The following is a 24,778-nucleotide window of genomic DNA, read 5'->3' on the forward strand; positions in this document are numbered from 1 at the left end:
AAATGGATTATGTCGATGAAGTGCAATGCCGCTATATGCTCGAAACGTGTCCCGTTTCGGTTCGAATTGTAGCGTATTCCAATCACCGGGTTTTATTTGCCAATCGGCGTTATGTCGAATCGATCAACTTGGCGCGCGACAAGGTGATTGGCATGGATTCAAAACAGTTTTACGTCAACCCGCAGGATTACGAAGATATCCTCCTGCAACTGGAGCAGGGGCTGCCGGTGATTGATCGGCTGGTCGAACTGAAGATTTTCCGTAATCGCCCGGTCTGGGTGCTGGCTTCCTATTTCAGGCTGGAATATCAGAATGAACCGGCGATTCTGGGCTGGTTCTATGAGGTGACCGATCTGAAGGATGCCGAGGATCAAATCCATCAGCTCACATTTTATGATGCGTTGACGCAACTGCCTAACCGTCGTCTGCTGACGGATCGCCTGAGCCAGGTACTTGTAGCGTGCTCGCGCACTGGATCGTATGGCGCAGTGCTGTTTGTCGATCTCGATCATTTTAAAATCTTTAACGATACCAAGGGGCATGTGGTTGGCGACTTGCTGCTTATCGAAGTGGCGAGAAGACTGCAGCTCTGCGTGCGCAAAGGCGATACCGTATCGCGTCTGGGGAGTGATGAGTTTCTGATCGTACTGGAGACGCTCGGCGCCGATGTCGAACAGGCGGCGACAATAGCCGAGATGGTCGCCGAGAAGATACGCTTCGCTCTGGGTGAGCCTTATGTGTTCGATGAGCGTTCATGCTATATCACGTCGAGTATCGGTATCGTCCTGTTTCTTGGGCAACAGGACACCTCCGAGGATTTGCTCAGCTACGCGCATACTGCGATGTATCAGGCCAAAACCTGCGGCCGCAATGCGATCCGTTTTTATGATTCGGCCATGCAGCTGGCTATCGAAGCGCGTGCCGAACTGGTCGATGAATTGCATCTTGCGCTCGAAAAGCAGCAATTCCGTCTGCATTACCAGATTCAGGTCGATAACTTGCGCCGCCCGCTGGGGGCGGAGGTATTGGTGCGGTGGGATCATCCGGAACACGGCCTGGTATCTCCTGCGCAATTCATTCCGCTCGCCGAAGAGACCGGTCTCATCCTGCCATTAGGGCTATGGGTGCTGCGAACAGCCTGCGTGCAACTTGCAGTCTGGCAACGTGGCGAGCTGGCCCGGGATCTGACACTGGCGGTCAATGTCAGCGCAAAGCAGTTTCGCGAGGCTGATTTTGTCGCCCAGGTAGAACGTGTGCTGCAGGAGACGGGTGCCCAACCCTCGCGCCTGAAGCTGGAATTGACCGAAAGTGCAATGCTGGAACAAATAGAAGATACCATCATTAAAATGCGGCAGATAGAAATGCTGGGCGTCAAATTCTCAATGGATGATTTCGGCACCGGTTATTCTTCGCTGCAATACCTGAAGCGTTTGCCGTTGAATCAGATCAAGATTGACCAATCATTTGTTCGCGACATAGTCAGCGATCCCAATGACGCCTCCATCGTGCGTACCATCATCGCAATGGCCAAGGTGCTCGGACTGGATGTGATCGCCGAAGGGGTGGAAAATGATGCGCAATGCAAATTCCTCGAGCTGTCCGGTTGCTATGCTTTCCAAGGATACCTGTTCAGCAAGCCCGTGCCTTTGGATGAGTTTATGCTATCCCTTGGTAATTAGCGCGCAAAACCGGACTGTGTCATTAATCTGTATTTTTTGGCCAGTCGTGGGAAAATAGGTGTTATCCCTTCACATTGAGTCGTCCATGCCGCTTGCCAAACTGCTACCGTCACAGCTCCGTCTGACACTCGATCCCGCATTTCTGGGGTTTGCCAATACCGTAGAGCTGGTTACCGAGGCTTTGCCGTGGATAGGCCAGGAGCGCGCCGAGAAGGCCGCGCATTTCGGGTTGTCACTGGATCAGCCGGGTTATAACTTATTCGTGCTGGGCGAGGTTGGCAGCGGGCGTTCCTCCTTGCTGGAGGCAGCCATGCGTGCGGCGGCGGCCAAGCGCTCGCCGCCGCCGGATTTATGTTATCTGCACCATTTCGATGTGCCGGAAAAACCTATCGCCTTGCGCCTGCCGGCCGGACAGGGGCGGGTGCTGCGCGACATGATGGCGGAGCTGGTAAAGGTGTTGCAGGCAGAGATCCCGCGCCGTCTCGCCGGCCCCGAATTCAAGGCCGAAAGCGAGCGTGTGCAGAAGTCATTCAAGGACGAGGAGGCCGTAGCCTACGCCGAGCTTTCGGCTTTTGCTGCCGCGCGCCGTTTCACGCTGCATCGCGAGGACGAGCGCATGATATTCACCTTGCTTAATGCCGAGGGACGGCCGGTGACCGAAGCGGAAATGCTGGCATTGCCGGCCGAGCGCAAAGCCGGGATCGACCGCGACGAGCAGGCGCTGCGCGTCGAGATTGCGCGCTTTCTGGACAAGGTGCGGCCCAAGGAACGCGCAGGCAAGGAAGCGCTGGGCCAGTTCAAGCGGCATCTGATCAAGCCTTTGCTGGAGCATGAGCTGCAGCAGATACGCGCTGCGATGAAGCAGCAGATCATGGATGCCGGAAAACTGGGGCGTTATCTCGATGCGTTGGCGCAAGATGTGCTCGATCAACTGGAGTTGTATGGATCGGAAGATGTGGCGGTGCAGATCGAGCTGGCTGAAGCGATGGCGGCCTATCGTGTCAATCTGGTGGTGGACAATAGCGAACTGAGTGGCGCGCCTGCTCTGGTGGAAGACAACCCGCTGTTTCGGTCGTTGTTCGGCAGCATTGAATATCAGGTCGAAAATGACGTGCTGATGACGGATTTTTCCCGTATCCGCGCCGGCAGCCTGTTGCGTGCGCACGGCGGATTCCTGTTGCTGCATCTACGCGACCTGTTCGGCGATCCGCTGGTATGGGAAAAACTGCGTCGCTTCCTGCGTAGCGGGCGCTTGCAGATCGAGGAACCGGGCACGCTGTATTCGCCGAATCCGGCAGTGTCGCTGGAGCCTGAGGCGGTCGATGTGGCGGTGAAAATCATCCTGATCGGTACGCGCGAGCATTATTACGAATTGCAGGAAGCCGACCCGGAATTCGGCCGCTATTTTCGCATCAAAGTCGATTTTGCCGAAAGCTTCAAGGCCGGGACGAATACCCATCGCGACAGCGCTATCTTCATCGCGCATGTCTGCCAGCGCTTGGGATTGTCGCACTTTACTGCCGACGCGGTAGCGCGTTTGCTGGAAGAGATGCACCGTGAGGCGGATGACCAGTTGCGGCTGTATGCGGTATTCGCCTATCTGGAACAGCTGGTGACCGAAAGCGCCGCGCTGGCTCAAGGCGACATCGTACAGCGCGCGGATGTGGAGGCGGCGCTGGCAGCGAAAACCTGGCGCCATGACTATCCCGATCAGCGCCTGCACGAATCCATTGCCGAAGGCGAACTGCTGATCGCTGTACAGGGCGAACGGGTCGGACACATCAACGGTCTGACCCAGATCGATCTCGGCGATCATCGTTTCGGTTTGCCTGTCGTCGTGTCTGCGCGGACTTTCCCGGGTGAGGATGGCGTGCTCAACATCGAGCGCGAGGTGGAAATGTCGGGCCCGATCCACGATAAGGGCGTCTTTATTCTGCAGACCTATTTCGCCAGCCTGTTCGCTCATCTCGGGCCGCTGTCGGTGGACGGCGCGCTGGTGTTCGAACAGGAATATCATGGCGTAGAGGGCGACTCCGCATCCTGCGCCGAGCTTTATGCACTGTTATCCAGCCTGTCAGGTTTGCCGGTGCGTCAGGGTATTGCCGTTACCGGCGCACTCAATCAGTTTGGCGAGGTGTTGCCCATAGGCGGCATCAATGAAAAGATCGAAGGCTTTTTCCGTGTCTGCCGCGAGGCCGGGCTGGACGGCAGTCAGGGTGTCATTCTGCCTGCGCGTAACCGTTCGCATCTGATGCTGGGCCAGGAAGTCATCGAAGCGGTTGCGCAGGGCCAGTTCCGTATTCATGTGATCGACCATGTGCTCGACGGGCTGGAGCTGCTAATGGACTGCCCGTCAGGCGAGCTCGATGAAACCGGTATCTACACTAAAAATAGCGTCCTCGGCCGTGCGCAGAAAACCCTGATGCGTTACCACCGCATCTGCAATCCGGAAGATCACCTCAAGACTGAAAGCAAACAGCGTCATGGCGTGCATTGATTGTGTTGGCAGAGTAGTGTTCGCATGAGTGATTTCGCTTTGCGCCTGATCGACTGGCAGCGTCGAGCCGGACGGCATGATTTGCCATGGCAGGACAGTCGTGACCCATACCGGGTATGGCTGTCCGAGATCATGTTGCAGCAGACTCAGGTGATGACGGTGATTCCGTATTACCAGCGTTTCGTCGCGCGTTTTGCCGATGTGGCGAGTCTGGCGGCAGCCGGGCTGGACGAGGTGCTGGCACACTGGAGCGGGCTTGGCTATTACTCGCGGGCGCGCAATCTGCACGCGGCAGCACAAAAGATAATGACGGATTTTGACGGGGATTTTCCGGAAAAAATTGACGAAATCGTGAGCTTGCCAGGTATCGGCCGTTCTACCGCGGCGGCGATCGCGGCATTCTGTTTCAATACCCGTGCGGCGATACTGGACGGCAATGTCAAGCGGGTGCTGGCGCGGCAATTCGGTATCGTGGGTTATCCGGGAGAAAAAGCGATAGAGACGCGTTTGTGGGCATTGGCCGAATCACTGCTGCCGCCCGTCGGTGTCGATATCTATACCCAGGCGCTGATGGACATGGGGGCGACGCTGTGCAGCCGCAGCCGTCCGCGCTGTACGGCTTGCCCGGTAGCGGAGAACTGCGTCGCGCTGGCAACGCGGCAGGTCGCCAGCCTGCCGACGCCCAAACCCAAAAAGACGGTGCCGCACAAAAGCACACGCTTCGTTATCCTGCATCACGCCGGCAGGATATGGCTGCAGCAGCGCCCGCCCAGCGGGCTCTGGGGCGGGTTGTGGAGCTTCCCGGAGCTGGCGATGGACGAAGACGTGCTGGTGGTATGCCGCGACCAGTGGCGCTTGCCGGTGGTGGCTACCCGCGAACTGCCCGGTTTCCGTCATGTGTTCTCCCATTTCAGTTTGCAGATCGCGCCGCAACTGGTGGAGGTAGTGAGCCTGCCATTATCGGTGAATGAAGCCGGCGGCTGCTGGATGCGGCCTGACGAAGCCTTGGCAGCAGGCATTCCCGCACCGGTGCGCAAGGTGCTGACTGCAGTGGGCATGGAGCCGATGTGACGATTCGTCAGGACGTGCGTTAACGGATTTGAAATGGTTTGTAACAGCTTGTAACAGCACTCGCGTCAACACACGCTATACTTCTGCGTTATATGCACTGTGGTTTACGTGCATGAACAGGTTAAAAATATCGAGTAAGCCTCTGTGCCGGCCTCGCCGGTCAGCCCATAATGTTGAGGAGAACTGAATTATGGATAAATCGTTGTTAATTGGACTGGTAACCGGAGCGGTAGCAGTGACTGCCATTGGTGGGGTTGCGGGCTATAAGGTAATGCATCCTGAACCTCAATATGCCGAGGTGATGAATGTGAAACCGGTGACCGAAACCATTCGCACTCCGCATCAGGTATGCAGGGATGAAGCTGTGACGCGGCAGGCCCCGGTGAAGGATGAAAACCGCTTGGCCGGAACCGCTATTGGCGCGGTGTTGGGTGGCGTGCTGGGTAACCAGATCGGTGCCGGTAACGGCAGAACTGTGGCGACCGTGGCAGGTGCGGCGGCCGGTGGTTATGCCGGTAACCGGGTGCAGCAGAACATGCAGGAATCCGACCGGCAGACGGTCATGAAGACGCGCTGCAAAACGGAATATGAAAAACATGAGAAAACCCTCGGTTATGACGTGACCTACCATCTTGGCGACAAGCAAGGCATGGTGCGTATGGATCATGACCCCGGTCAGCGTATTCCGGTAAAAAACGGCCAGCTGATACTGACAGCGCCTGGCCCTGACGCGGCGCCTGCCAATCCGGCCTGAGTCATGCAATCCCCGGCTGATGCGTACGCTGCATCAGCCGGTTCGCACCGCGGTCTGCGGCATTTCTGAATATCCCATCTTCGATATGCGGCTGCGCCGAGCCCGTATAAAATCCCGCAATGACGATGTCGGCTGGTTTTGCAATATACTGTCCTGATAGTTGCCGATTCATGGCTGTAACCGTCCTTTCCATCATTCTTGCGAATAAGTCATGCCTGATTCGATGCTGCCAGCGCTGATAGACACCCACTGCCATCTCGATGCCGGCGAATTCGATGCGGATCGCGACGAGGTCGTGGAAAGAACGGTTGCATCCGGGGTGACGCGGATCATCGTGCCAGCAGTCACTGCAGATAATTTTGCGGCGGTGAATGAGATCTGCGCACGCTACCCGCTGTGCCGTCCGGCATTGGGTTTGCATCCGATCTATGCGCAGCAGCATCAGCAGGATGATCTGTCGCGGCTGCGCGCAGCGGTGGCGGAGACTCATCCGGTCGCCATCGGTGAAATCGGTCTGGATCTGTTTGTTACCGATGTCGATGTGACACGGCAGACCTATTTCTTTGCGGAGCAACTGAAAATCGCGCGCGATTTCGATTTGCCGGTGTTGCTGCACACGCGTCATGCCAATGATGAAATCATGAAACAGTTACGCCGCTTCGATATCCGGCGCGGGATCGCTCATGCCTTCAACGGCAGCATGCAGCAGGCTGAGCGATTCATTCAACAGGGATTCAAGCTGGGTTTTGGCGGCGCGTTCACTTATACTCGCGCATCGAATTTGCGTCGCCTTGCAGCGCAATTGCCGCTGGAAGCGATCGTGCTGGAAACCGATGCGCCGGACATGTCGCCGGTATGGGCACATCGGCAGCGCAACAGCCCGGAATATCTGGCGCAGATCGCCGCTGAATTAGCCGCCTTGCGCGGCGTCGACGTGGCTACGATAGCGCAAGTGACCGGGAACAATGTCCGTGCGATTTTTGGGGAGAGAATATGACTGATTTGACGAGACGCCCGCGCACGCTGGTACCGCCGCCACTGGTTTATGCAGCTGGATTGGGCGCAGGATGGTGGTTGCAGCAAGTATGGCCGCTGGGTTTCGGTGCGTCCTATATGGTGCGGCAAATGGCCTGGGGGGCGCTGGGTTTCGGGCTTGCGCTGATGCTGTGGGCGGTGTGGGTGATATGGCGGCACCATACTACGGTGAATCCGTACAAGGCCGCTTCGACGCTGGTCACGCACGGACCGTTCGCCTATACGCGCAATCCGATCTATGTGGCGGATATGCTGGTGTATTTTGCGGTGACGGTACTGATGGGAAGTGCGTGGCCGCTCTTTCTGCTGCCGATGGTCTGGATAATCATGCGTTACGGAGTGATCGCTCATGAAGAAGCGCATTTGACGGCGAAGTTCGGTCAGGCCTATCTTGATTATTGCGCCCGGGTGCGGCGCTGGATTTAAAGCAAAAACAGGGAGGGGATGGACTCCCTCCCGTGAAGCTTATTTCATGTTTTCGGGACCTTTGGCTTTCAGGCATGAGCTCATGAATTTTTTACGCTCGTCGCCCTTTTTGCCGGTGGCGGCCTTGTTGCAGGCAGTCATCGCATTTTGCGGGGCAGGGACGGCAGGAGCGGCCGCCGCTGCAGCCTCAGGTGCTGCTGCCTCAGGTTTGGCGGACAGGCACGATTTCATAAAGGTTTTGCGTTCGTCGCCTTTCAGCGTTTTGCTGGCAGCTTCCTTGCTGCATGTGCTCATTTTTTCTTGCTGGGTCGTTTTGGCATGAGCGGCAAAGGACGTGACGGAAAACACTGCGGACATGAGTAATGCGGTCAGGATTTTATTCATGAAACCTCCGATTAGTTTAAGTAGTTATGCTGAAGCGGTTGTCCAGCATGCCAAGTATAACGGCTAAGCAAGTTGGTTGGTTGACGGCGAATTGAAAATTAGCAGCTCACAATTAAGGAGTTAAACATGAGTCTGGATGCCGATAAAGTCATCAGGGATACGCAGGACTGGCTGGAAAAGGCCGTGATCGGTTTGAATTTATGCCCTTTCGCCAAGGCGGTGCATGTCAAGCAGCAAATCCGTTATGCGGTCAGTAATGCGACCACAGCCGAAGCGCTGCTGGAAGACTTGCTGGAAGAGCTGTATGTGCTGCACGAGAGCGATCCTGAAGTGATCGACACCACATTGCTGATTCATCCGTACGTGCTGGATGATTTTCTCGATTACAACGATTTCCTGGATGTCGCAGATGCAGCGGCGGCCGAGCCGCAATTTAACGACGATCTGCAAATCGCCAGCTTCCATCCGCAGTTCCAATTCGCCGATACCGGAGCGGATGACATCGAGAACTACACCAACCGATCGCCGTACCCGATGCTGCATCTGTTGCGCGAAGACAGCGTGGAGCGCGCGGTTGCCGCTTTCCCCGAAGCTGAGCAGATCTATGAGAAAAATATGGCTACGCTGCGTGCACTAGGGCACGCAGGCTGGAAACGGCTGATGAGTTCATCCGATTAGTTCGCTCCCAGGATAAAATCGACGCGGCTGCGTTTCAGTTTCTTCTGTTCTTCGGTCTCGGTTTTGGCCGTGGTGATGAAGATGCGCGCGGCATCGATCGCGCCCTGCTGCACCAGATATTCCTTCGCGACCTGCGCGCGCCGCAAGGCGAGATCGCGTAAATCGTCAGGGCTGACCTTGATGTTGGCAAGCATCAGTTTTTCCATCTGCGCGGGCGGGATGTCCTTGTCGATCAGCCCCATCACTTTCGGTTTGTCGGGGATTTTCTCGGCTTTGTAGGCGAGTTTGAGGTAGTTCGCATATTCGTTGGGCTCGATCTTGATGTCATCGACTGACGAGACGGATAAGCCGCTGCGCACTATCTGTTTCAGTTTCTGTACTTTCAGCAGGCGTTCCAGTGCGAGCTGGCGCAAGCCGCTGGCGTCGATATCAGCATCGATCCTGCCTGCGATGTCGAGCTTGAGGCTGGGGCGGTCGGCTAATGCCTTGCCCAGATCCTTCAGTTTGGTCTCGCCGGCCTGGTCGATCACCGCACTACCCGGTGCAAATTCCAGATAGCTCAATTGCGAACTGTCGCCGCCAAAGATGCTGCCTATCAGCGCAAACGGCGAGGTGACGGCCTTGGACAGCAGATTGAGTATGACCTTGATAATCAGGCTGCCGATGCTGAATTGCGGGTCGTCCAGCGAGCCGGCGATAGGCAGGGTTATGTTGATATTGCCGTTGCGGTCCTTGAGCAGTGCCAATGCGAGCGTGACCGGCAATTTGGTCGCGCTGGGGCTTTCGACCCGGTCGCCCAGCGTCAGCTGGTTGAGGAACAGGTGATTTTCCGCGGACAATTTGCGGTTTTCGATGTGGTATTTCACATCAAAGCTCAGTTTGCCTTTCTGGATGCCGTAGCCCGCATATTTGGCGGAATAAGGGGTGAGCGGGGACAGCTCGAAGTCGCTGAGTTTGGCCAGCAAATCCAGATAGAGGTTGCCGGATAGCGGATTGATCTGGCCGTTGATATCCAGTTGCCCCTGATTCTCGACCTTGCCGTTCAGCAGAATGTCGGCCTTGCTGGCCGGGTCGGAAGACAATCCGGTAATGGCGCCATTAAGCCCGGTGAGGTTTGCAGAGTAATTGGGCTGGATGAAATGATCGGTAAAGTTGATGTGACCGTTCTTGAAAACGATCTTGCTGACGGTGACCGGGGATGGCGCCGGGGCATTCCCGGCCTTGGCCGGTGCGGGGATCGGCTGCTTGGGCGCCGGCGCAGCCGCTGCCACAGATGTCGTCGTCGGCGCGCTGTCCTTGAGGATGTTCTGCACATTCAGTCTGCCGTCGGGGTTGATGATCAGCCGCGAATACAACCCGGTCAATATGACATTGCCGATGTTCGCATGCTGCGGTGCTGTGGCCATCCGCAGGCTTTGCAATTCAAGGTTATCCCATTTGAGGAAGTCTTCCGAATCCTGATTGTCGACGCTGGCGAATCCGGTAACCCTGGCGTTGCCGATGTAAGTGACCTTGGCGGGCCGCTTGGGCGCAATGGCCAGTTGCAGTTTGCCCTTGGTCGAAATCGCGCCATCGGTGACAGTGATATTGATCAGATGGGCGAAATAAGGCTGCATCGGCACGATATCCACACCTCTGGCTTCTACGCTGAGCGCAGCGCTAAGCGGGTCCAGTGTCAGTACGCCCTTGCCGGCAAGGCGGCCAGTACGATTGATGAACAAATGCAGATCCACATTGGTTTTGTTGCCCGGACGCGTCGTGAAGTTGTCCGCCGTTAAATTGATGGCGCTGGTTTTGATGACGGCAGGATGCGGCAGACTGGCATCGGTGAAATTGACCGCGTAGTTCTGTAGCGCCAGTTTGTTGACGGCAATGTCCCACGCCAGCGTTTTTTCGGCCGCTTGCTTGCCCTTGGCTGGACCCGCGCTGCCATGGGCAGGCAGCAGTTGCGTGAGATCGATGATGCCATCGCGATTGCGTCTAATGTCCACACTGCCTTGATCGGTACTGATGCTGCCCAGCGTGACGCTGCGTTTGCCGAGGTCAAGCGCGCTGTTGTCGACAGCCAGGTGCGCTATTTTCAGGAAAGCGGATCGGGTTTTGCGCTGTAGCAGTTGCAGATCCGTCAGCTGAGCGCTGAGCTGACCGAGTTGTAACTGCGGTGTGCCGTTGGCAAGGCTGAAGCGGTAATGCGTTGCCGCATTCATGGTGCCCGTAGTGTCGAATAGCACGAGATTGGCGTAATAGGGCGCGTAGTACTGCAGCGGAATGCCATGGAGCGTCAGATCGCCCTCGGCGCTGAACGGCTGTACAGTGAGCTTGCCGCTGTTTTTGAGTGTTGCGTCATTGTCGGTGATCAGGCTGGCTGTTAGCGCAGCGGGATGGTTGGCTGCAGTCGAGAATTGCTTGAGGCTGATATTGATGTCGTGCAGCGTGGTGTCGAATGCCGTTTGCGGTACGGCGTCGCTGAAATGCACGACGCCCTTCGTCAGATTGATGCCATCGGCCTCAAATACGAATGGTTTGGCTGCTGCTTTAGTGACAGGCGGTTTCTTCGCTGGCGCTGCGGATGCCGGCAACAGCTCTGCCAGATTGAGCTTGCCGCTGTGATTGCGTGCCACATTGAGTTCCGGCGCATCGATGGTCAGGCTTTTGAGCTTGATGTGGCCGCCGAAGATGTCGGCGTTATCCACTATGGCGCTGAGCCGGTTCAGACTCAACAGCGTATTGCCGGCCTGCACTACGCGCAATTTGCTCAGACTGGCGCTGCCGCGGATGATGACCGTAGGCTGTTGTTGCGCAGTTTCTGCAAAGGAAACGGTGAGATTGGTATCGAGTTGCGCGCTGGGTACGGAAAAACTGAGTTTTTCCGGCACGTATTCCATGTATTTGGCCAGATCCACGCCGGACAGTTTAAGGTCGATTACGGTTTCGCGACTTGCGGAAAACGGCTGACTGCGCCCGCTCAGAGTTAGTGATGCGCCATTTACCTTGGCTGACAGCAGCGGGGTGACATAGGTATCCGATTTATAAGGCAGGTTGGAGATAAACGGCACGCGCACATTCAGCTCGCTGACGACATGATGGCTCTGTTCCGGCTGGTCGTCGAAATCGATGCGGCCGTTGCTTACCTCGATATTGTTGAGCGAAAACAGTGTCTTGGTATCCGTTGGCTTCAACATGTCAGCGACGATATCGGAAAGGTTGTAAGTGTTGGCCGCCGTTCGCACCATATGCAGGTAAGGCTGGACCAGCTTGAGTTCTTCGATGATGGGTGCGCCCTGGATGAGCGAACGGGCCTGCAGATTGACGTAGAGTTCTCTGGCGGTGAGAAAAGGGGTTTTGCCGTCGGGCTCCAGCATGGCGATCTGTTTGACTCGCGCGGCAAGGATGACCGGGTTGATGCTGATGTCGCCTATGCTGACCTGACGGTGGTATTTGTCTTGCAGCAGTTTTTCCAGCAATGGTTTGGCAGCATAGGGCAGGATGAAGAAGCCTGCCATCCAGAACAGCAGCGTAGCGATAACCAGCCGTAGCGACCACTTCTTTAAACGCGGAGATTGAAGAATAGTTGGTCTTTTCATCGCAATGCTCCAGAAAAAAAGTGGTTGCAACAGGCGGTTCAGGTCGTGGCGTTATCCGATTGGTATAAAAACGCGTCGGCGAAGAATTCGTCTTCCGGCAAACCGTGCGCGATGCATGCATTGCGGGCTGCCTCGACCATGCCCGGTGCGCCGCAGGCATAGACCTGATAGCCGGACAGATTCGGGAAGTCCTGAATTACCGCATCGACTACCAGTCCGCTGCGCCCCGGCCAAGCATCTTCGGCTGCGGGTTGGGAGAGCACCGGGATGAAGGTGAAATTGGGATTCTCCTGCTGCCATTGCGAGGCGAGGTGCGGCATGTACAGATCATGCAACTGGCGTGCACCCCAGTACAGCACCATTTCGCGGTTGGCGTGATGGTACAGCGCGTGTTCGACCATGGCCTTGATCGGCGCAAAACCGGTGCCGCCGGCGATGAAGATGATCGGCTTTTCATTGTCCTCACGCAGGAAGAAGCTGCCGAGCGGGCCTTCGATGCGCAGGATGTCCTTTTCCTTCATGGCGTTGAACACGTGCTCGGTATATTCGCCGCCGGGTACGTAGCGCACATGTAATTGCAGCAAGGCGTCGTCGTGCGGCGCATTGGCCAGCGAGAAGCTGCGGCGCTTGCCGTTTTTCAGCAAAATGTCGATGTACTGCCCGGCGAGAAATTGCATGCGTTCGTTGGCGGGAAGCTTGAGATGCATGCCCATTACGTCGTGGCCGAGCTTTTCCAGCTTGTGCACGCGGCAAGGCAGTGTCTTGATCTGGATATCCTTGGCGGCACCGACTTCGCGGCATTCTATGGTGACGTCGCTGGTAGCGCAGGCCACGCAAAACAGGGCCTTGCCGGCGGCGATGTCGGCATCGGTCAGCGCGCTGGACTGAAACTCGCCGTAGTCGATGTCGCCGCTTAATACCTTGCCTTTGCAACTGCCGCATGCGCCATTGCGGCAACCGTAAGGTAACATGAAGCCTTCGCGCAGGGCTGCGGCGAGTATGGTTTCATGATCTTCGGCAAGCAGGGTATGCCCACTGGGCTGGATGGTGATTTGATGCGACATAAATATCCTTTGAAAAAACGTGTACTGATCGTCGGCTGCGGCGATGTGGGGTTGCGCACGGCGCGTCGGCTATTACCGCATTATCGCGTATTTGGTCTGGTGCGTTCAACTGATGCGGCGGCGCAATTGCGTACCGAGGGCGTCACGCCGGTGCTGGCGGATCTGGACGATATGCGCAGTTTAACGCGAATTGCCGGCATTGCGGACGTCGTGTTGCATTTCGCGCCGACTTCGACCGCAGGCAGTACGGATTTGCGTACCGGTAATTTATTGGCGGCATTGGCTCAGCGGAGTTTGCCGCAGCGGTTGATCTACATCAGTACCAGCGGCGTATATGGCGACTGTGCAGGGGCGTGGATAGATGAAACCCGCTCGGCGAGTCCGGCCACCGAACGAGCCGTCCGACGTCTGGACGCCGAACGGCAGTTGCGCGATTTTGCTCGTCATACCGCTGTGAAAGTGAGCATTTTGCGGGTGCCGGGAATCTATGCCGCATCGCGTTTGCCGCTGGAGCGTATCAGGGCTGCTATGCCGATCTTATGCGCGGCAGACGATGTCTACAGCAATCATATCCATGCCGACGATCTGGCGCGTATCGCCGAACTCGCGATCTATCGCGGCCGCAATGCACGGATCTATCATGCCAGCGATGAAGGCGAGATGAAGATGGGCGCATATTTCCAGTTCATCGCTCAGGCATTCGATTTGCCTGCGCCACCGCAAATCCCGCTGGCGCAAGCTGTGCAAAGCATGAGCGCCGTGCGTTTGTCGTTCATGAATGAATCCCGGCGCTTGTCCAATGCACGCTTGAAGCGGGAGCTGCGCTTGCGCTTGATGTATCCGACAGTGGCTGAGGGTTATGGCGTTTAAAGGGGGCAGGTTATGCGATTATCGACTCGGGCGGGTTCGTGGGTGATTCTTTCGGCATGCATGATGCTGGCTAACGGGAGCTCGGCGGCGCAGTTCCATCAGGTCCAGGATGCGGCCGCGGCAAAGCAGGTGACCATGCTGGCCAATCAGGGCGATGCCGTTGCGCAGAACCGCCTCGGGGAAATGTATGCCAGCGGCCGGAATGTGCAACAGGACAGTGCGCAAGCTGTGGCCTGGTTCCGCAGGTCGGCTGAGCAAGGCAATGCAGATGGCGAATACAATCTCGGGGTGATGTATAAAACTGGCCAGGGCGTGCCGCAGGACTACGCACAGGCAATCATCTGGATTCGACAAGCCGCCGGGCAACGGCATGCTCTGGCGTTAAACAATCTGGGGTGGATGTACGCGCACGGGGAGGGGGTGTCGTATCAGCGCGTGGTGGCGTACGCCTTGTACAGTATTGCTGCCGAAGCGGATGCAGTCGGCGGCGTGTATGCAGTCAAGAACAGGAAAGCTTTGATGCATACCATGGGTAACGGGGAAGTCGCTGCGGCTCAGCGTCTGGTGCTTGAAATGCAAGTACCCGGCAACCTGCTCAAAGCGGTGGATCATTATCTTGCAGCCCAGTTGCCCTTGCCGTAATGCTGTAACCCGGTGGAACAGGATTAAATCGCAAAACACACCAGCCTTGATCAGGCTGATGTGCTTGAGGGCCGAGATAAACCGGAGGAATTAAAACGCGTAACCGATACCGACCTTGACGGTCGTGTATTTGGTCGTGCTGTCCGGCTCACCATAACCGCTGGGTTGCACAGCGCTGGCACCGTAGTCGAACGAAGTGTAATCAACTCTGACATTGCCGTGGATTTCTTTGGTGAACGCGTAATCAGCAGCGGCGCCAACGCGATAAAGCGCTGATGTCCCCAGACCTGCCGAGAACCCTGGAATAGGGCCGGTAGTCGTGACATCGATATTGGAGCCAAATGTATGGCCCAGCAAGACGTTGCCGGATACAACCAGTTTGCTGACCGGGGAATACTGGCCTAATACCCCTATGCCGTAGTAATTGTGTGTGTAGGTTTCGCCGGCGTTCACATCGCGATCCCATTTATGCCGACCTATTTCGCCGTAAGGCGTTACCATGAACTGGTCGTTGATAACGTAACCTTTGCCATAACGGAAGTGGTAATCGGTCAGCGTTGCGCCATCTTCTTGCACTACAGAACCATAAGTACCCCCGATCAGCGATCCGACGTAATTGGTGTGACCGCTGTTACGGCTATATTCAGCCTGGATGTAATCGTTACCCAGCCACAAATCCTGCATCGTCGAGACTGACAATGCAAAACCCGGAACAGATCCCGTTTCCGTATCCAGCGTTGCACCGGCAGCGCCCAATGTGCCATTTCCGGTTTCCGTGTAATCCACATGAGTGGAAATATACTGAACGCCGATCTGGTTATTCGATGCCTTGATATCAGCGGTGCCCGCAAACGCCGTAGTGGAGAGTACGGCACAAGCGAGAGAAAGCAAAGCTTTACTGGTATTCATAATAAATTCCTTTTTAGGCTGAAAATTTAGGCGGATCTTACTGGTAATTCAGTATAAATATATAATTACTTACTTCAATGCAAAAAGCACGGCCAATTCGCCCGCGACACTATAGCGACCGGTTGTGCTGGCGTATGTGCGCCGGCACACAAAGTATTTCGCGACCAGGATCAATCCGCTTCTTGCCAGCTGATTGATCAGTCTATCGCAACACCGCTCGCGCCACTACCCAGCACTGCACTTCAATCGCACCGGCAGCCATGATCGCCCGCGCCAGGCTATCCAGCGTGCCGCCGCTGGTCATGACGTCATCGACGATGGCGATGCGTTTGCCGGTGACGCTGCTGTCGCAGGTGAAGGCGTTGCGGATATTCCTCTGGCGCTCCTTCAGCGGTAATGCGGCTTGTGGCGGGGTGTCGCGGCTACGCTGGCAGGCATGGTCGAGCATGGGCAGTTGCAGTTTCCCGGCGATGGCGCGTGCCAGCTGCTGTGACTGGTTGAAACCGCGTTCCTTTAATCGGTTGCGGTGCAGCGGCATGGCGATGATAGCGTCGGGCAGCGGCTCGGCCGATGCGTCGATGCGCGCCAATAGTGGCGCGATGAGTGTGTCGATGACCGCAAACTGATGGTGGTATTTGAGCGCCCGGACTAACTGGTTCAGCGGAAATGCGTAAGTGTAAGCAGCGATGCTGCAGTGATATGCGGGCCGGTGGGCAAGGCAGGCACCGCATACTTCATCCGACAGGGTCGGGTAAGCGCAAATCGGGCATGCAGGGGCAGGATGCAAAGGCAATTCCGCGATGCATGACGGACACAACGCTGCATGCCCGGCTTCAGCCGTGCACAACAGGCAGTGTTGCGGTAGCAGATTTCGTGCAAAATTTAAGCAGATGTTTAATATTGGATTGTTCAAAATTGACTATCTGGTTAAAATCAAAGAAAATTCAGCCTATTATCAAATTCGGGAGTGGCTAATGGCAACCAAAACGATTACCGGCAAAAGCGCCCTGTTTGCTGCGCGTCTGTTCAATATCGCCAGCATCATCGCTACCTTGATCGCACCGTTACTGATGATCTGGATTGCGGCATCGATATTCGTGTATGCCTCCATTGCGCATCACCCCAATCCACGTACCGTATATTACAACCGTATCTCCGGCTACCGTTTTTACGGCGCTGCGGGGGCAATGGTGGTGTTCGGCCAACCGATTTACGGGTTATTCAATAACTGGCACGGGCTGGTGGCCGCTTGGGCGATCATCGCTGTCGTCGTCGTGCCATTTGGCTTGTGGGACATTATCCGCGCCGGACGTGAAGACTGGCAAGACTTAACCATAGAGGTAGAAAACCAATGAATGATATGACCCAACCTGCAGCGGAAGCGGCAAAATGGCGCGTGGCCGATGTAGAGGCGTTGTTTGCATTGCCGTTCAGCGACCTGATGTTCCGTGCGCAGAGTGTGCATCGCGAGTCGTTTGATCCTAATGTCATACAGTTGTCCACGCTGATGTCTATCAAGACCGGCGGCTGTTCCGAGGATTGCGGCTATTGCCCGCAGGCGGCGCGTTACAGCACCGACGTCGAGGCCGAGTTGCTGCTGGATATTGATACTGTGATGACCGCGGCGCGTGCGGCCAAAGAAGCCGGCGCTACCCGCTTCTGCATGGGTGCTGCCTGGCGCGGTCCCAAGCAGCGCGATCTGGAGCCGGTGCTGGAGATGGTGAAAGGCATCAAGGAATTGGGGCTGGAAGCCTGCGCCACGCTGGGTATGCTCAAGGATGGGCAGGCCGAGCAGCTCAAGGACGCCGGCCTGGATTACTACAATCACAACCTCGACACTGCGCCTGAATTCTACGGCGAGGTGATTACCACCCGTACCTATCAGGACCGGCTGGACACGCTGGAACGCGTGCGCGGTGCCGAGATCAACGTGTGCTGCGGCGGTATCGTCGGCATGGGCGAGTCGCGCACCCAGCGTGCGGGCCTGATCGCGCAGCTAGGCAATCTGAACCCGCAACCCGAGTCGGTGCCGATCAACATGCTGGTGCAGGTGGAAGGCACGCCGTTGCAGGATACCGAAGCGCTGGATCAGCTGGAGTTCGTGCGTACCATCGCGGTGGCGCGCATCGTGCTGGCCAAGAGCTATGTGCGCCTGTCGGCCGGGCGCAGCGCGATGTCTGAAGCCATCCAGGTGCTGTGCTTCCTTGCCGGGGCAAATTCGATATTCTACGGCGAGAAGCTGCTGACTACCGGTAACCCGGATGTGCAGCGTGACCGCGATTTGTTGAGCAAACTGGGCATACAGCCGCAAGGTGCTGCGGCTTGCAATACCTGCGGTTAAGGCAGGTCGATGACGTTTGCGGCACTCACTGAAATACGAGCCGGGCTGACCGCACTTAGCGAACAGGGCCTGTTGCGCCAGCGCCGCATGCTGCAAGGTGCGCAGGCTGTGCGGGTGCAGGTCGATGGCCGCGAGTTGCTATCGTTCTGCAGCAACGATTATCTGGGGCTGGCCAATCACCCTGCGCTGGCTGCTGCAGTGATGCAAGCTTTGCCGGATATGGGCGTCGGCGCCGGGGCTTCGCATCTGATCACCGGACATCATGCCGCGCATCATGCGTTCGAGGCGCGCTTTGCCGAATTCGTCGGCTTGCCCGAGGCATTGCTGTTTTCCACCGGCTATATGGCCAATCTCGCTGTGGTCACGGCGCTGATTGGAAGAGATGGCGAAGTGTTCGGCGACAAGCTCAATCATGCGTCGCTCAACGACGCGGCGTTGCTGTCGCGGGCGAAATTCAGCCGTTATGCCCACAATGATCTGGCGGCATTGGCGCGTCTTATGACAGCGAGTACTGCCCGCCACAAGATGGTGCTGGTCGATGCAGTGTTCAGCATGGACGGCGATGTGGCGGATCTGCCTGCGCTGCTGGCGCTATGCGAGGCACATGATGCCTGGCTGCTGGTCGATGATGCACATGGTTTCGGCGTGCTCGGCACGGGTGGTCGCGGCTCGCTGGCGCATTTCGGCCTGCACTCGCCGCGCATCATCTACATGGCGACGCTGGGCAAGGCGGCGGGCGTGGCTGGCGCAGTGGTCGCGGCGGAATACGACGTCATTATCTGGCTGCTGCAAAAAGCCCGTACTTATATCTACACCACGGCAACCCCGCCCATCCTGTCGGCAGCATTGCTGGCCAGTCTGGAGCTGATTGTCAGTGCCGACGACAGGCGCGCGCACCTGCAACGCCTGATTGCGCAATTGCGTAGTGGCTTGCAGGCGCAAGGCTGGGAATTGCTGGAGAGCGCGACGCCGATACAGCCGGTCATCATCGGCAGTAATGCAGCGACCTTAGCCATTAGCGCTGCTCTGCTGGAGCAGGGCATACTGGTGCCTGCAATCCGCCCCCCTACCGTGCCGGTTGGCAGTGCGCGTTTGCGCATCACCTTGTCGGCAGCGCATACCGACGCCGATGTGGCGCAGCTGTTGCACGCAATGGGTAACGCATGACGCCGCTGGTAATGCTGCACGGCTGGGGCATGCATGGCGGAGTATGGACGGCGACGGCGGAAACACTGGGTGCGCGGGCGCAGCTGGTGGATATGCCTGGCTACGGCGGGCACGCCACGGTAGCGCCGTATACCCTGGAAAATCTGGCTGTCGAGCTTGGGAAAGAATTGCCGCCAATGTTTGATTTGTGTGGCTGGTCGCTGGGCGGGCAAGTGGCAATGACGCTGGCGCGGCTGATGCCGCAGCGGGTGCGACGCCTGGTGCTGGTGGGGGTCAATCCCTGTTTCACCACGCGTCCGGACTGGCAATGCGCGATCGCGCCTGAGGTACTGACGCAATTTGCCGATGAGCTGAGCGTCAATTACGAGGTGACGCTGAAACGTTTTCTGGCGTTGCAGGCGCGCGGCGACGATGCGGCGCGGGCGGTATTGGCGCGTTTGCGCAGTTTATTGTTTGCCCGCGGCAGACCCGATAGCGCGGTATTGCAGGCGGGGCTGACAATTTTGTTGCAAGCCGATTTGCGTGAGCTGGTGCCGCAATTGGTCATGCCGACGCTGGTCGTGCACGGCAGTTTTGATCAGCTGGCGCCGATCTGCGCGGCTGAATGGTTGGCGCAAGCTTTGCCGAACGGCCGATTGCATGCGATCGCGGGTGCTTCGCATGCGCCGTTCCTGTCGCATCGTGCCGAATTCGAAGCGGCGTTAATTGAATTTTTAGATGAAAGATAATCCTGTTATGGCGAATGACGCTTTGGCTGTCGACAAGCATCTGGTGCGCGTTGCCTTTGACCGGGCAGCGCCCACCTATGACGCCCATGCGGTACTGCAACGCGAGATCGCCGACCGCATGCTGGAGCGGCTGGATTACATAAAGCATCAACCCAAGGTGCTGCTGGACGCCGGTGCCGGTACCGGTTACGGCACGCAGCACTTGCGCAGCCGTTATCCGGATGCCGAGGTGGTGGCGCTGGATCTGGCGGAATCCATGCTCAGGATCGCCTGTCCGCCGCAGAGCCTGTGGCAGAAACTGCGCCGCGGCGCCCCGCTGCATGCGGTGTGCGGCGATATCGACCATCTGCCGTTGAAGACTTCCAGCGTGGACATGGTGTGGTCGAGTCTGGCGCTGCAATGGTGCAACGACCTGAACGTGAGCTTTGCCGAACTGTACCGGGTACTGGCACCTGGCGGGCTGCTGATGTTCGCGACCTTCGGCCCGGATACCCTGAAAGAGCTGCGGGCGTCGTTTGCCGAGGTCGATGGCTATACCCATGTCAACCAGTTCGTGGACATGCATGACATCGGCGATGTGCTGGTGAGCGCCGGTTTCAACACCCCGGTGATGGACATGGAATATATCACGCTGACCTATGCCGATCTGAAGACCATGCTGCGCGAACTGAAAGCGATCGGCGCGCACAATGTCACTGCCGGGCGCAATCCGGGGCTGACCAGCCGCGTGCGCTGGCAAAAGCTGGAAGCTGCGTTCGAGCGCAGGCGCAAGGACGGCCGTTTGCCGGCAACGTATGAAGTGATTTACGGCCATGCCTGGGTCAATCAGAAAACCAGAACCGCAGACGGCTACCAGATCGTGCAGATGAATATCCAGCGCCGCCGCACGGAACAAGGGCTGCTGTGAGTCGCGGTTATTTCGTCACCGGCACCGATACCGGGGTGGGCAAGACCCTGGTATCGGCGGCGTTGCTGCATGCGTTTGCCGCACAGGATTTGCGCGTGGTCGGCATGAAGCCGGTGGCAGCCGGTTGCGAGTGGTGTGATGGCGAACCGTACTGGGAAGATGTGGCGCAGTTGCAGGCGGCGAGCAATGTGGATGTCCCGTTGTCGCTGCGCAATCCGTATCGCTTCGACCCGCCGATTGCGCCGCATATCGCTGCCGCGCAAGCCGGAACCGAAATAGAAATTGCCACTCTGCGGCAGGCTTATGCGGATCTGCAAAGCCATGCCGATATGGTGATTGTCGAGGGCGCGGGCGGTTTCTATGTACCGTTGAATGAATCCGAAACCATGGCCGATCTGGCCCGTCAGCTCAATCTGCCGGTGATACTTGTCATCGCCATGCGTCTGGGCTGCATCAATCATGCGTTGCTGACGGCACAGGCGATTGTCGGTCAGGGTTTGACTCTGGCGGGCTGGGTGGCCAATCAGCTCGATCCGCAAATGCAGGTGCTGGCAGACAATCTTTCCAGTCTGCAACAACGGATTTCTGCACCATTGTTGGGCATATTGCCATATCAACATCCTGTTTCTGCTCAACAGGTATCAATGCGTTTACAAATAGGTAAGCTGTCATTATGATGAGCTGACCAACACGCCGACTCGTCTGAAGTCGTTCCCTGATCAAGCCAATAACAGTGGGAGAGTGTCGCGCATCCGTCTTTAATTTCATGTTGTGCCGCATTAGCCGTATTAGCGAACGAATAATGGTTTTATGATCAAACTCTCTATGCGTTTCTGGCAACATCTGGGACTATTGTCACGATTGCTGTTGGCGATCACTTGCGTGATCATCATTACTTCAGTATTGATGGTGGCCGTGCAAATGGCGCAGGAACAGGCTGACGGCAACAGGCGTGCCCATCAGACCGTGCATGAATTGCGTGAGCTGATCGTGCCCGCAGTAGGGGGTCAGGCTATTGTCGGTGATTATTCCGGCATCAGACAGTTATTGCAGAACCAAGTCCGATTACGCCCTGATCTGCTGAAACTGGAATGGCGTTACCGTGGTATGGTGATCAGTGTCGTCGATCCTGCGCCTGTGGTTGCGCGCGCCCCTGACTGGTTCGTGCATTGGGCCAGCATTCCTGCGTTGCGCAGTATGCAGCCGATCACTATTTCCGGGCAGGAATATGGCAGTCTGCGGATCGTCCTTAATCCGGCGCATGAACTGAATTCGATATGGAAAGAGTTCGTGCGACTGGCGCAGTTCGCATTCGTCGCACTGCTATTGATCTGGTTATCCAGCTATTTTATTTTGCGGCGCAATCTGATTGTACTGGACCGTCTGGTGGTGGCGGTGGACGCGATGAAACGCGGCAAGCATGACGTGCAGGTGCGTGAACGCGGAGCCCCGGAATTGCGCGGGCTGGTGCGTGCTTTCAATGACGGCAACAAGCGTCTCGGTCTGTTAATTGCCGAGCTGCACCAGCGCGAGGCGGCACAAGCTGCGCAGTTGGAGCAGATCACCGCGCAAAATTTTGCGTATCAGGAACAGCGTCGCGCAATGGATGCCGCTGCGATCATCGCCGAAACCGATCTTGCCGGCAATATCATGTTTGTAAATGACAAATTTTGCATGGTATCCGGATATACGCCCGATGAGCTGTTCGGGCAGAATCACCGCATGCTGAATTCCGGTATGCATGCGCCGGATTTTTTCGACAAAATGTGGCAGGCCATCGGGCGGGGGAAAATCTGGCACGGAGAGATTTGTAATCGTGCCAGGGATGGGCGTCTGTATTGGGTGTATAGCACTATCGTACCCATTCTGGATGAAGGGACGCATCAGCCCAAGCGCTATCAGGCGATATATTTCGATATCACTGCACGCAAGCAGCTGGAAACCGCGCTGCAGCTGGAAAAGGAGCGTGCCGAAGTGACGCTGGCGTCGATAGGCGACGCGGTCATGACGACTGATATCGAGGGTAAGGTTACCTTCCTCAACGAGATCGCAGAGCGACTCACTGGCTGGTCGGCGAACGAGGCAATCGGCATGGCGATCGAGCAGATTTTCAATATCGTGAACGAGGTCACGCGTCAGCCGGCGGATAACCCGGTGAGAAAAGTGGTGCGGGAAAAACACGTGGTGGGTTTGATGGAGAATCTCGTGCTGATCTCGCGTACGGGAATTGAATACAATATCGAGGATTCTGCTGCGCCGATATGCATGAGTGACGGCAATATGGTGGGGTGCGTGCTGGTTTTCCATGACGTGACTGAAAAACACCGGCTGATGTCGGCCGTACATTGGCAGGCTGGTCATGATGCGTTAACCAATTTGCCCAACCGTACCCTGTTGAATGACCGTTTCGTCCGTGCGCTGGCTAATGCGCGCCGTAACAGTACGCTGACAGCCGTGTGCTTGCTGGACCTGGATGAATTCAAGCCGATTAACGATCTGTTCGGGCATGAAGCGGGCGACGCAGTGCTGGTCGAGGTGGCGCATAGGTTGACCGGCGTGGTACGCGGGGAGGATACCGTAGCCCGTTTGGGAGGTGATGAATTTGTATTGCTGCTGAACGAGTTCGGTGACATGGACGAAGTGGAACTGGCTGTCCACCGGATTTTGACCATGGTGGCTGCACCCTATCGTATCGGCAATGAAGACGTCAAAATCAATGCGAGTATCGGCATGACACTGTACCCGCTCGATGACGCCGATCCCGATACCCTGCTGCGGCACGCCGACCAGGCGATGTATCAGGCCAAGCAGGCCGGGCGCAACCGCTATTATCTGTTCGATCTTGCTTCCAATATGGAAGCGCAAACCAGTCTGCGCAAGATCGAGCGGGTGCGCCAGGCATTGCTCGACGACGAATTCTGTCTGTACTATCAGCCCAAGGTAAACATGCGCAGCGGCAAGGTGGTGGGCATGGAGGCGCTGATACGCTGGCATCATCCAGAACGCGGCATCGTGCCGCCGCTGGAATTTCTGCCTTTGATCGAACAAACCGATTTGATTGTCGAACTCGGCGAATGGGTCATCACCCATGCGCTGCAGCAAGTCGAGGCATGGATGGCGTTGGGCCAGGAATGGACGGTGAGTGTCAATATCGCCGGCTTGCATTTCCAGCGCAGCGATTTTTGCGAACGGCTGAGCGCATTGCTGGCGGCTTATCCGCATGTGCCGTCGAATTTGTTGCAGATAGAAATCCTGGAATCGGCAACGCTGGGCGATCTGGGCTATGCTCATGACATGGTCGTTCGTTGTCGGAAATTGGGCGTGAGTTTTGCTCTGGACGATTTCGGTACGGGTTATTCCTCGCTGACTTATCTCAAGCGCTTGCCCGCCAATGTGCTCAAAATCGATCAGTCTTTTGTGCGTGATATGCTGGTGGATAAAGAAGGCTTGGCGCTGGTCGAGGCGGTCATCAGCCTTGCCAGCGTATTCGGCAGCGAGGTCATTGCCGAGGGAGTGGAAACGGCCGAGCATGGCGTGTTGCTGATGCGCCTGGGGTGTGATCTGGCGCAAGGCTATGGCATCGCGCATCCGATGCCGGCAGCAAAGGTGATGGACTGGGTCCGGCAATACAAACCGGATCCCAGCTGGGCCGTGTGGTCTGATACACATTGGGATTTGTCGGATTTCCCTCTGCTGGTTGCGCAGCATGACCATTTATCCTGGGTGAAAAAGGTAGTGGCATCGGTATTCGATTCGCCGCTTACGCTGCCAAAATCCGAACTGGTCGATCATCACCAGTGTCGCTTTGGCCACTGGTATTATGGTGTAGGCAGGCAGCGCTACGGTCGGTTGCCTGAATTCGCGGCGCTGGAAAAAATACATGCCGAGGTGCATCAGGTCGGCATGGAAATCGTGAGCTTAAATGCGCGCGGTGAAAAAGAGGCCGCAAAGGCGATGAGTGAAAAATTGATGCTACTGAAAGACAAGGTGCTGATATCGCTGGGTAATTTGCAGCGGACGGTAGCGCTTAATCTGCATTGAA

The 24,778-nt window shown here is 56.8% G+C and carries 22 protein-coding genes; 16 read left to right on the forward strand and 6 right to left on the reverse strand.

Annotated elements, in window-relative coordinates; translation table 11 throughout:
• Nucleotides 1-2 precede the first annotated feature (2 nt).
• From CAP31_RS01625 to CAP31_RS01640, 4 genes are all read left to right on the forward strand, one after another.
• Nucleotides 3-1,679 carry a bifunctional diguanylate cyclase/phosphodiesterase gene (locus CAP31_RS01625; RefSeq protein ID WP_087445941.1) on the forward strand — a complete coding sequence of 559 codons (1,677 nt, stop codon included), beginning with the start codon at nucleotides 3-5 and terminating at the stop codon, nucleotides 1,677-1,679.
• An 85-nt stretch (nucleotides 1,680-1,764) separates the two neighbouring features.
• Nucleotides 1,765-4,176: a Lon protease family protein gene (locus tag CAP31_RS01630; protein ID WP_087445942.1), complete on the forward strand. Its 2,412-nt coding sequence runs from the start codon at nucleotides 1,765-1,767 to the stop codon at nucleotides 4,174-4,176.
• Between the two features lie 24 nt (nucleotides 4,177-4,200).
• Nucleotides 4,201-5,247 carry an A/G-specific adenine glycosylase gene (gene mutY / locus CAP31_RS01635; protein ID WP_087445943.1) on the forward strand — a complete coding sequence of 349 codons (1,047 nt, stop codon included), beginning with the start codon at nucleotides 4,201-4,203 and terminating at the stop codon, nucleotides 5,245-5,247.
• Between the two features lie 190 nt (nucleotides 5,248-5,437).
• A complete protein-coding gene (locus tag CAP31_RS01640) occupies nucleotides 5,438-6,001 on the forward strand; it encodes a glycine zipper 2TM domain-containing protein (RefSeq protein ID WP_087445944.1) in 564 nt (187 codons plus the stop codon).
• A gap of 1 nt (nucleotide 6,002) precedes the next feature.
• Here CAP31_RS01640 and CAP31_RS14720 read toward each other — a convergent pair whose 3' ends face one another.
• Nucleotides 6,003-6,173 (reverse strand): hypothetical protein, encoded by a 171-nt coding sequence (locus CAP31_RS14720; protein ID WP_157662624.1) that lies wholly within the window; start codon nucleotides 6,171-6,173, stop codon nucleotides 6,003-6,005.
• Between the two features lie 39 nt (nucleotides 6,174-6,212).
• On the opposite strand from CAP31_RS14720, the gene CAP31_RS01645 reads away from it, so the two are divergent.
• On the forward strand, nucleotides 6,213-6,998 hold the full coding sequence (locus CAP31_RS01645) for a TatD family hydrolase (protein WP_223247326.1): 786 nt from the start codon (nucleotides 6,213-6,215) through the stop codon (nucleotides 6,996-6,998).
• Nucleotides 6,995-7,462 (forward strand): isoprenylcysteine carboxylmethyltransferase family protein, encoded by a 468-nt coding sequence (locus CAP31_RS01650; RefSeq protein ID WP_087445945.1) that lies wholly within the window; start codon nucleotides 6,995-6,997, stop codon nucleotides 7,460-7,462. Before CAP31_RS01645 ends, CAP31_RS01650 begins: the two co-directional genes overlap by 4 nt.
• A gap of 39 nt (nucleotides 7,463-7,501) precedes the next feature.
• On the opposite strand, the gene CAP31_RS01655 is transcribed toward CAP31_RS01650, so the two are convergent.
• On the reverse strand, nucleotides 7,502-7,846 hold the full coding sequence (locus CAP31_RS01655) for a PsiF family protein (RefSeq protein ID WP_087445946.1): 345 nt from the start codon (nucleotides 7,844-7,846) through the stop codon (nucleotides 7,502-7,504).
• Nucleotides 7,847-7,978: 132 nt separating this feature from the next.
• On the opposite strand from CAP31_RS01655, the gene CAP31_RS01660 reads away from it, so the two are divergent.
• The gene (locus CAP31_RS01660) at nucleotides 7,979-8,524 is read left to right on the forward strand and encodes a DUF1415 domain-containing protein (protein ID WP_223247450.1); all 546 of its coding nucleotides are present in this window, start codon (nucleotides 7,979-7,981) and stop codon (nucleotides 8,522-8,524) included.
• Here the strand turns inward: CAP31_RS01660 and CAP31_RS01665 are convergent.
• Complete coding sequence (locus tag CAP31_RS01665) at nucleotides 8,521-12,108, reverse strand: DUF748 domain-containing protein (protein ID WP_087445948.1); 3,588 nt, start codon at nucleotides 12,106-12,108, stop codon at nucleotides 8,521-8,523. The genes CAP31_RS01660 and CAP31_RS01665 overlap by 4 nt on opposite strands.
• Nucleotides 12,109-12,146: 38 nt before the next feature.
• Nucleotides 12,147-13,172 (reverse strand): CDP-6-deoxy-delta-3,4-glucoseen reductase, encoded by a 1,026-nt coding sequence (locus CAP31_RS01670; protein WP_087445949.1) that lies wholly within the window; start codon nucleotides 13,170-13,172, stop codon nucleotides 12,147-12,149.
• Between CAP31_RS01670 and CAP31_RS01675 the strand changes: the two genes are divergently transcribed.
• Nucleotides 13,164-14,042, forward strand: coding sequence for an SDR family oxidoreductase (locus CAP31_RS01675; RefSeq protein WP_087445950.1), 879 nt, complete (start codon nucleotides 13,164-13,166; stop codon nucleotides 14,040-14,042). The two genes, CAP31_RS01670 and CAP31_RS01675, sit on opposite strands and share 9 nt — an antisense overlap.
• Before the next feature lie 12 nt (nucleotides 14,043-14,054).
• Nucleotides 14,055-14,684, forward strand: a complete 630-nt coding sequence (locus tag CAP31_RS01680) for a tetratricopeptide repeat protein (protein WP_087445951.1) — start codon at nucleotides 14,055-14,057, stop codon at nucleotides 14,682-14,684.
• 90 nt (nucleotides 14,685-14,774) lie between these two features.
• Here the strand turns inward: CAP31_RS01680 and CAP31_RS01685 are convergent, their stop codons facing one another.
• Both CAP31_RS01685 and CAP31_RS01690 read right to left on the reverse strand, forming a co-directional pair.
• A complete protein-coding gene (locus tag CAP31_RS01685) occupies nucleotides 14,775-15,593 on the reverse strand; it encodes a hypothetical protein (protein ID WP_087445952.1) in 819 nt (272 codons plus the stop codon).
• 202 nt (nucleotides 15,594-15,795) lie between these two features.
• Nucleotides 15,796-16,506 carry a ComF family protein gene (locus tag CAP31_RS01690; RefSeq protein WP_223247327.1) on the reverse strand — a complete coding sequence of 237 codons (711 nt, stop codon included), beginning with the start codon at nucleotides 16,504-16,506 and terminating at the stop codon, nucleotides 15,796-15,798.
• A gap of 61 nt (nucleotides 16,507-16,567) precedes the next feature.
• On the opposite strand from CAP31_RS01690, the gene CAP31_RS01695 reads away from it, so the two are divergent.
• The 7 genes from CAP31_RS01695 (at nucleotide 16,568) to CAP31_RS01725 (ending at nucleotide 24,777) form a co-directional block, all read left to right on the forward strand.
• Nucleotides 16,568-16,948, forward strand: a complete 381-nt coding sequence (locus CAP31_RS01695) for a hypothetical protein (protein ID WP_087445953.1) — start codon at nucleotides 16,568-16,570, stop codon at nucleotides 16,946-16,948.
• Entirely contained in the window at nucleotides 16,945-17,934 is a 990-nt protein-coding gene (bioB, locus tag CAP31_RS01700; protein WP_087445954.1) for a biotin synthase BioB, read from the forward strand. Before CAP31_RS01695 ends, bioB begins: the two co-directional genes overlap by 4 nt.
• Nucleotides 17,935-17,943: 9 nt before the next feature.
• Entirely contained in the window at nucleotides 17,944-19,101 is a 1,158-nt protein-coding gene (bioF, locus tag CAP31_RS01705) for an 8-amino-7-oxononanoate synthase (protein ID WP_087445955.1), read from the forward strand.
• Nucleotides 19,098-19,829 (forward strand): pimeloyl-ACP methyl ester esterase BioH, encoded by a 732-nt coding sequence (gene bioH, locus CAP31_RS01710; protein WP_087445956.1) that lies wholly within the window; start codon nucleotides 19,098-19,100, stop codon nucleotides 19,827-19,829. The genes bioF and bioH overlap by 4 nt, the downstream gene beginning before the upstream one ends.
• Complete coding sequence (gene bioC / locus CAP31_RS01715; RefSeq protein WP_223247328.1) at nucleotides 19,819-20,736, forward strand: malonyl-ACP O-methyltransferase BioC; 918 nt, start codon at nucleotides 19,819-19,821, stop codon at nucleotides 20,734-20,736. Before bioH ends, bioC begins: the two co-directional genes overlap by 11 nt.
• Nucleotides 20,733-21,413: a dethiobiotin synthase gene (gene bioD, locus CAP31_RS01720; protein ID WP_087445957.1), complete on the forward strand. Its 681-nt coding sequence runs from the start codon at nucleotides 20,733-20,735 to the stop codon at nucleotides 21,411-21,413. The genes bioC and bioD overlap by 4 nt, the downstream gene beginning before the upstream one ends.
• Nucleotides 21,414-21,546: 133 nt before the next feature.
• Nucleotides 21,547-24,777: an EAL domain-containing protein gene (locus CAP31_RS01725; protein ID WP_087445958.1), complete on the forward strand. Its 3,231-nt coding sequence runs from the start codon at nucleotides 21,547-21,549 to the stop codon at nucleotides 24,775-24,777.
• Nucleotide 24,778 lies beyond the last annotated feature (1 nt).

The sequence above is a fragment of the Sulfuriferula sp. AH1 genome, assembly GCF_002162035.1.
GTDB lineage: Bacteria > Pseudomonadota > Gammaproteobacteria > Burkholderiales > Sulfuriferulaceae > Sulfuriferula.

Coding starts and splice junctions, on each gene's coding strand:
- CAP31_RS01670 (WP_087445949.1), bottom strand. CDS start 13,172: ATGTCGCATCAAATCACCATCCAGCCCAGTGGGCATACCCTGCTTGCC.
- CAP31_RS01665 (WP_087445948.1), bottom strand. CDS start 12,108: ATGAAAAGACCAACTATTCTTCAATCTCCGCGTTTAAAGAAGTGGTCG.
- CAP31_RS01685 (WP_087445952.1), bottom strand. CDS start 15,593: ATGAATACCAGTAAAGCTTTGCTTTCTCTCGCTTGTGCCGTACTCTCC.
- CAP31_RS01640 (WP_087445944.1), top strand. CDS start 5,438: ATGGATAAATCGTTGTTAATTGGACTGGTAACCGGAGCGGTAGCAGTG.
- bioF (WP_087445955.1), top strand. CDS start 17,944: ATGACGTTTGCGGCACTCACTGAAATACGAGCCGGGCTGACCGCACTT.
- mutY (WP_087445943.1), top strand. CDS start 4,201: ATGAGTGATTTCGCTTTGCGCCTGATCGACTGGCAGCGTCGAGCCGGA.
- CAP31_RS01630 (WP_087445942.1), top strand. CDS start 1,765: ATGCCGCTTGCCAAACTGCTACCGTCACAGCTCCGTCTGACACTCGAT.
- CAP31_RS14720 (WP_157662624.1), bottom strand. CDS start 6,173: ATGAATCGGCAACTATCAGGACAGTATATTGCAAAACCAGCCGACATC.
- bioC (WP_223247328.1), top strand. CDS start 19,819: ATGAAAGATAATCCTGTTATGGCGAATGACGCTTTGGCTGTCGACAAG.
- CAP31_RS01680 (WP_087445951.1), top strand. CDS start 14,055: ATGCGATTATCGACTCGGGCGGGTTCGTGGGTGATTCTTTCGGCATGC.
- bioH (WP_087445956.1), top strand. CDS start 19,098: ATGACGCCGCTGGTAATGCTGCACGGCTGGGGCATGCATGGCGGAGTA.
- CAP31_RS01725 (WP_087445958.1), top strand. CDS start 21,547: ATGATCAAACTCTCTATGCGTTTCTGGCAACATCTGGGACTATTGTCA.
- CAP31_RS01650 (WP_087445945.1), top strand. CDS start 6,995: ATGACTGATTTGACGAGACGCCCGCGCACGCTGGTACCGCCGCCACTG.
- CAP31_RS01625 (WP_087445941.1), top strand. CDS start 3: ATGGATTATGTCGATGAAGTGCAATGCCGCTATATGCTCGAAACGTGT.
- CAP31_RS01675 (WP_087445950.1), top strand. CDS start 13,164: ATGCGACATAAATATCCTTTGAAAAAACGTGTACTGATCGTCGGCTGC.
- CAP31_RS01655 (WP_087445946.1), bottom strand. CDS start 7,846: ATGAATAAAATCCTGACCGCATTACTCATGTCCGCAGTGTTTTCCGTC.
- CAP31_RS01695 (WP_087445953.1), top strand. CDS start 16,568: ATGGCAACCAAAACGATTACCGGCAAAAGCGCCCTGTTTGCTGCGCGT.
- CAP31_RS01645 (WP_223247326.1), top strand. CDS start 6,213: ATGCCTGATTCGATGCTGCCAGCGCTGATAGACACCCACTGCCATCTC.
- bioB (WP_087445954.1), top strand. CDS start 16,945: ATGAATGATATGACCCAACCTGCAGCGGAAGCGGCAAAATGGCGCGTG.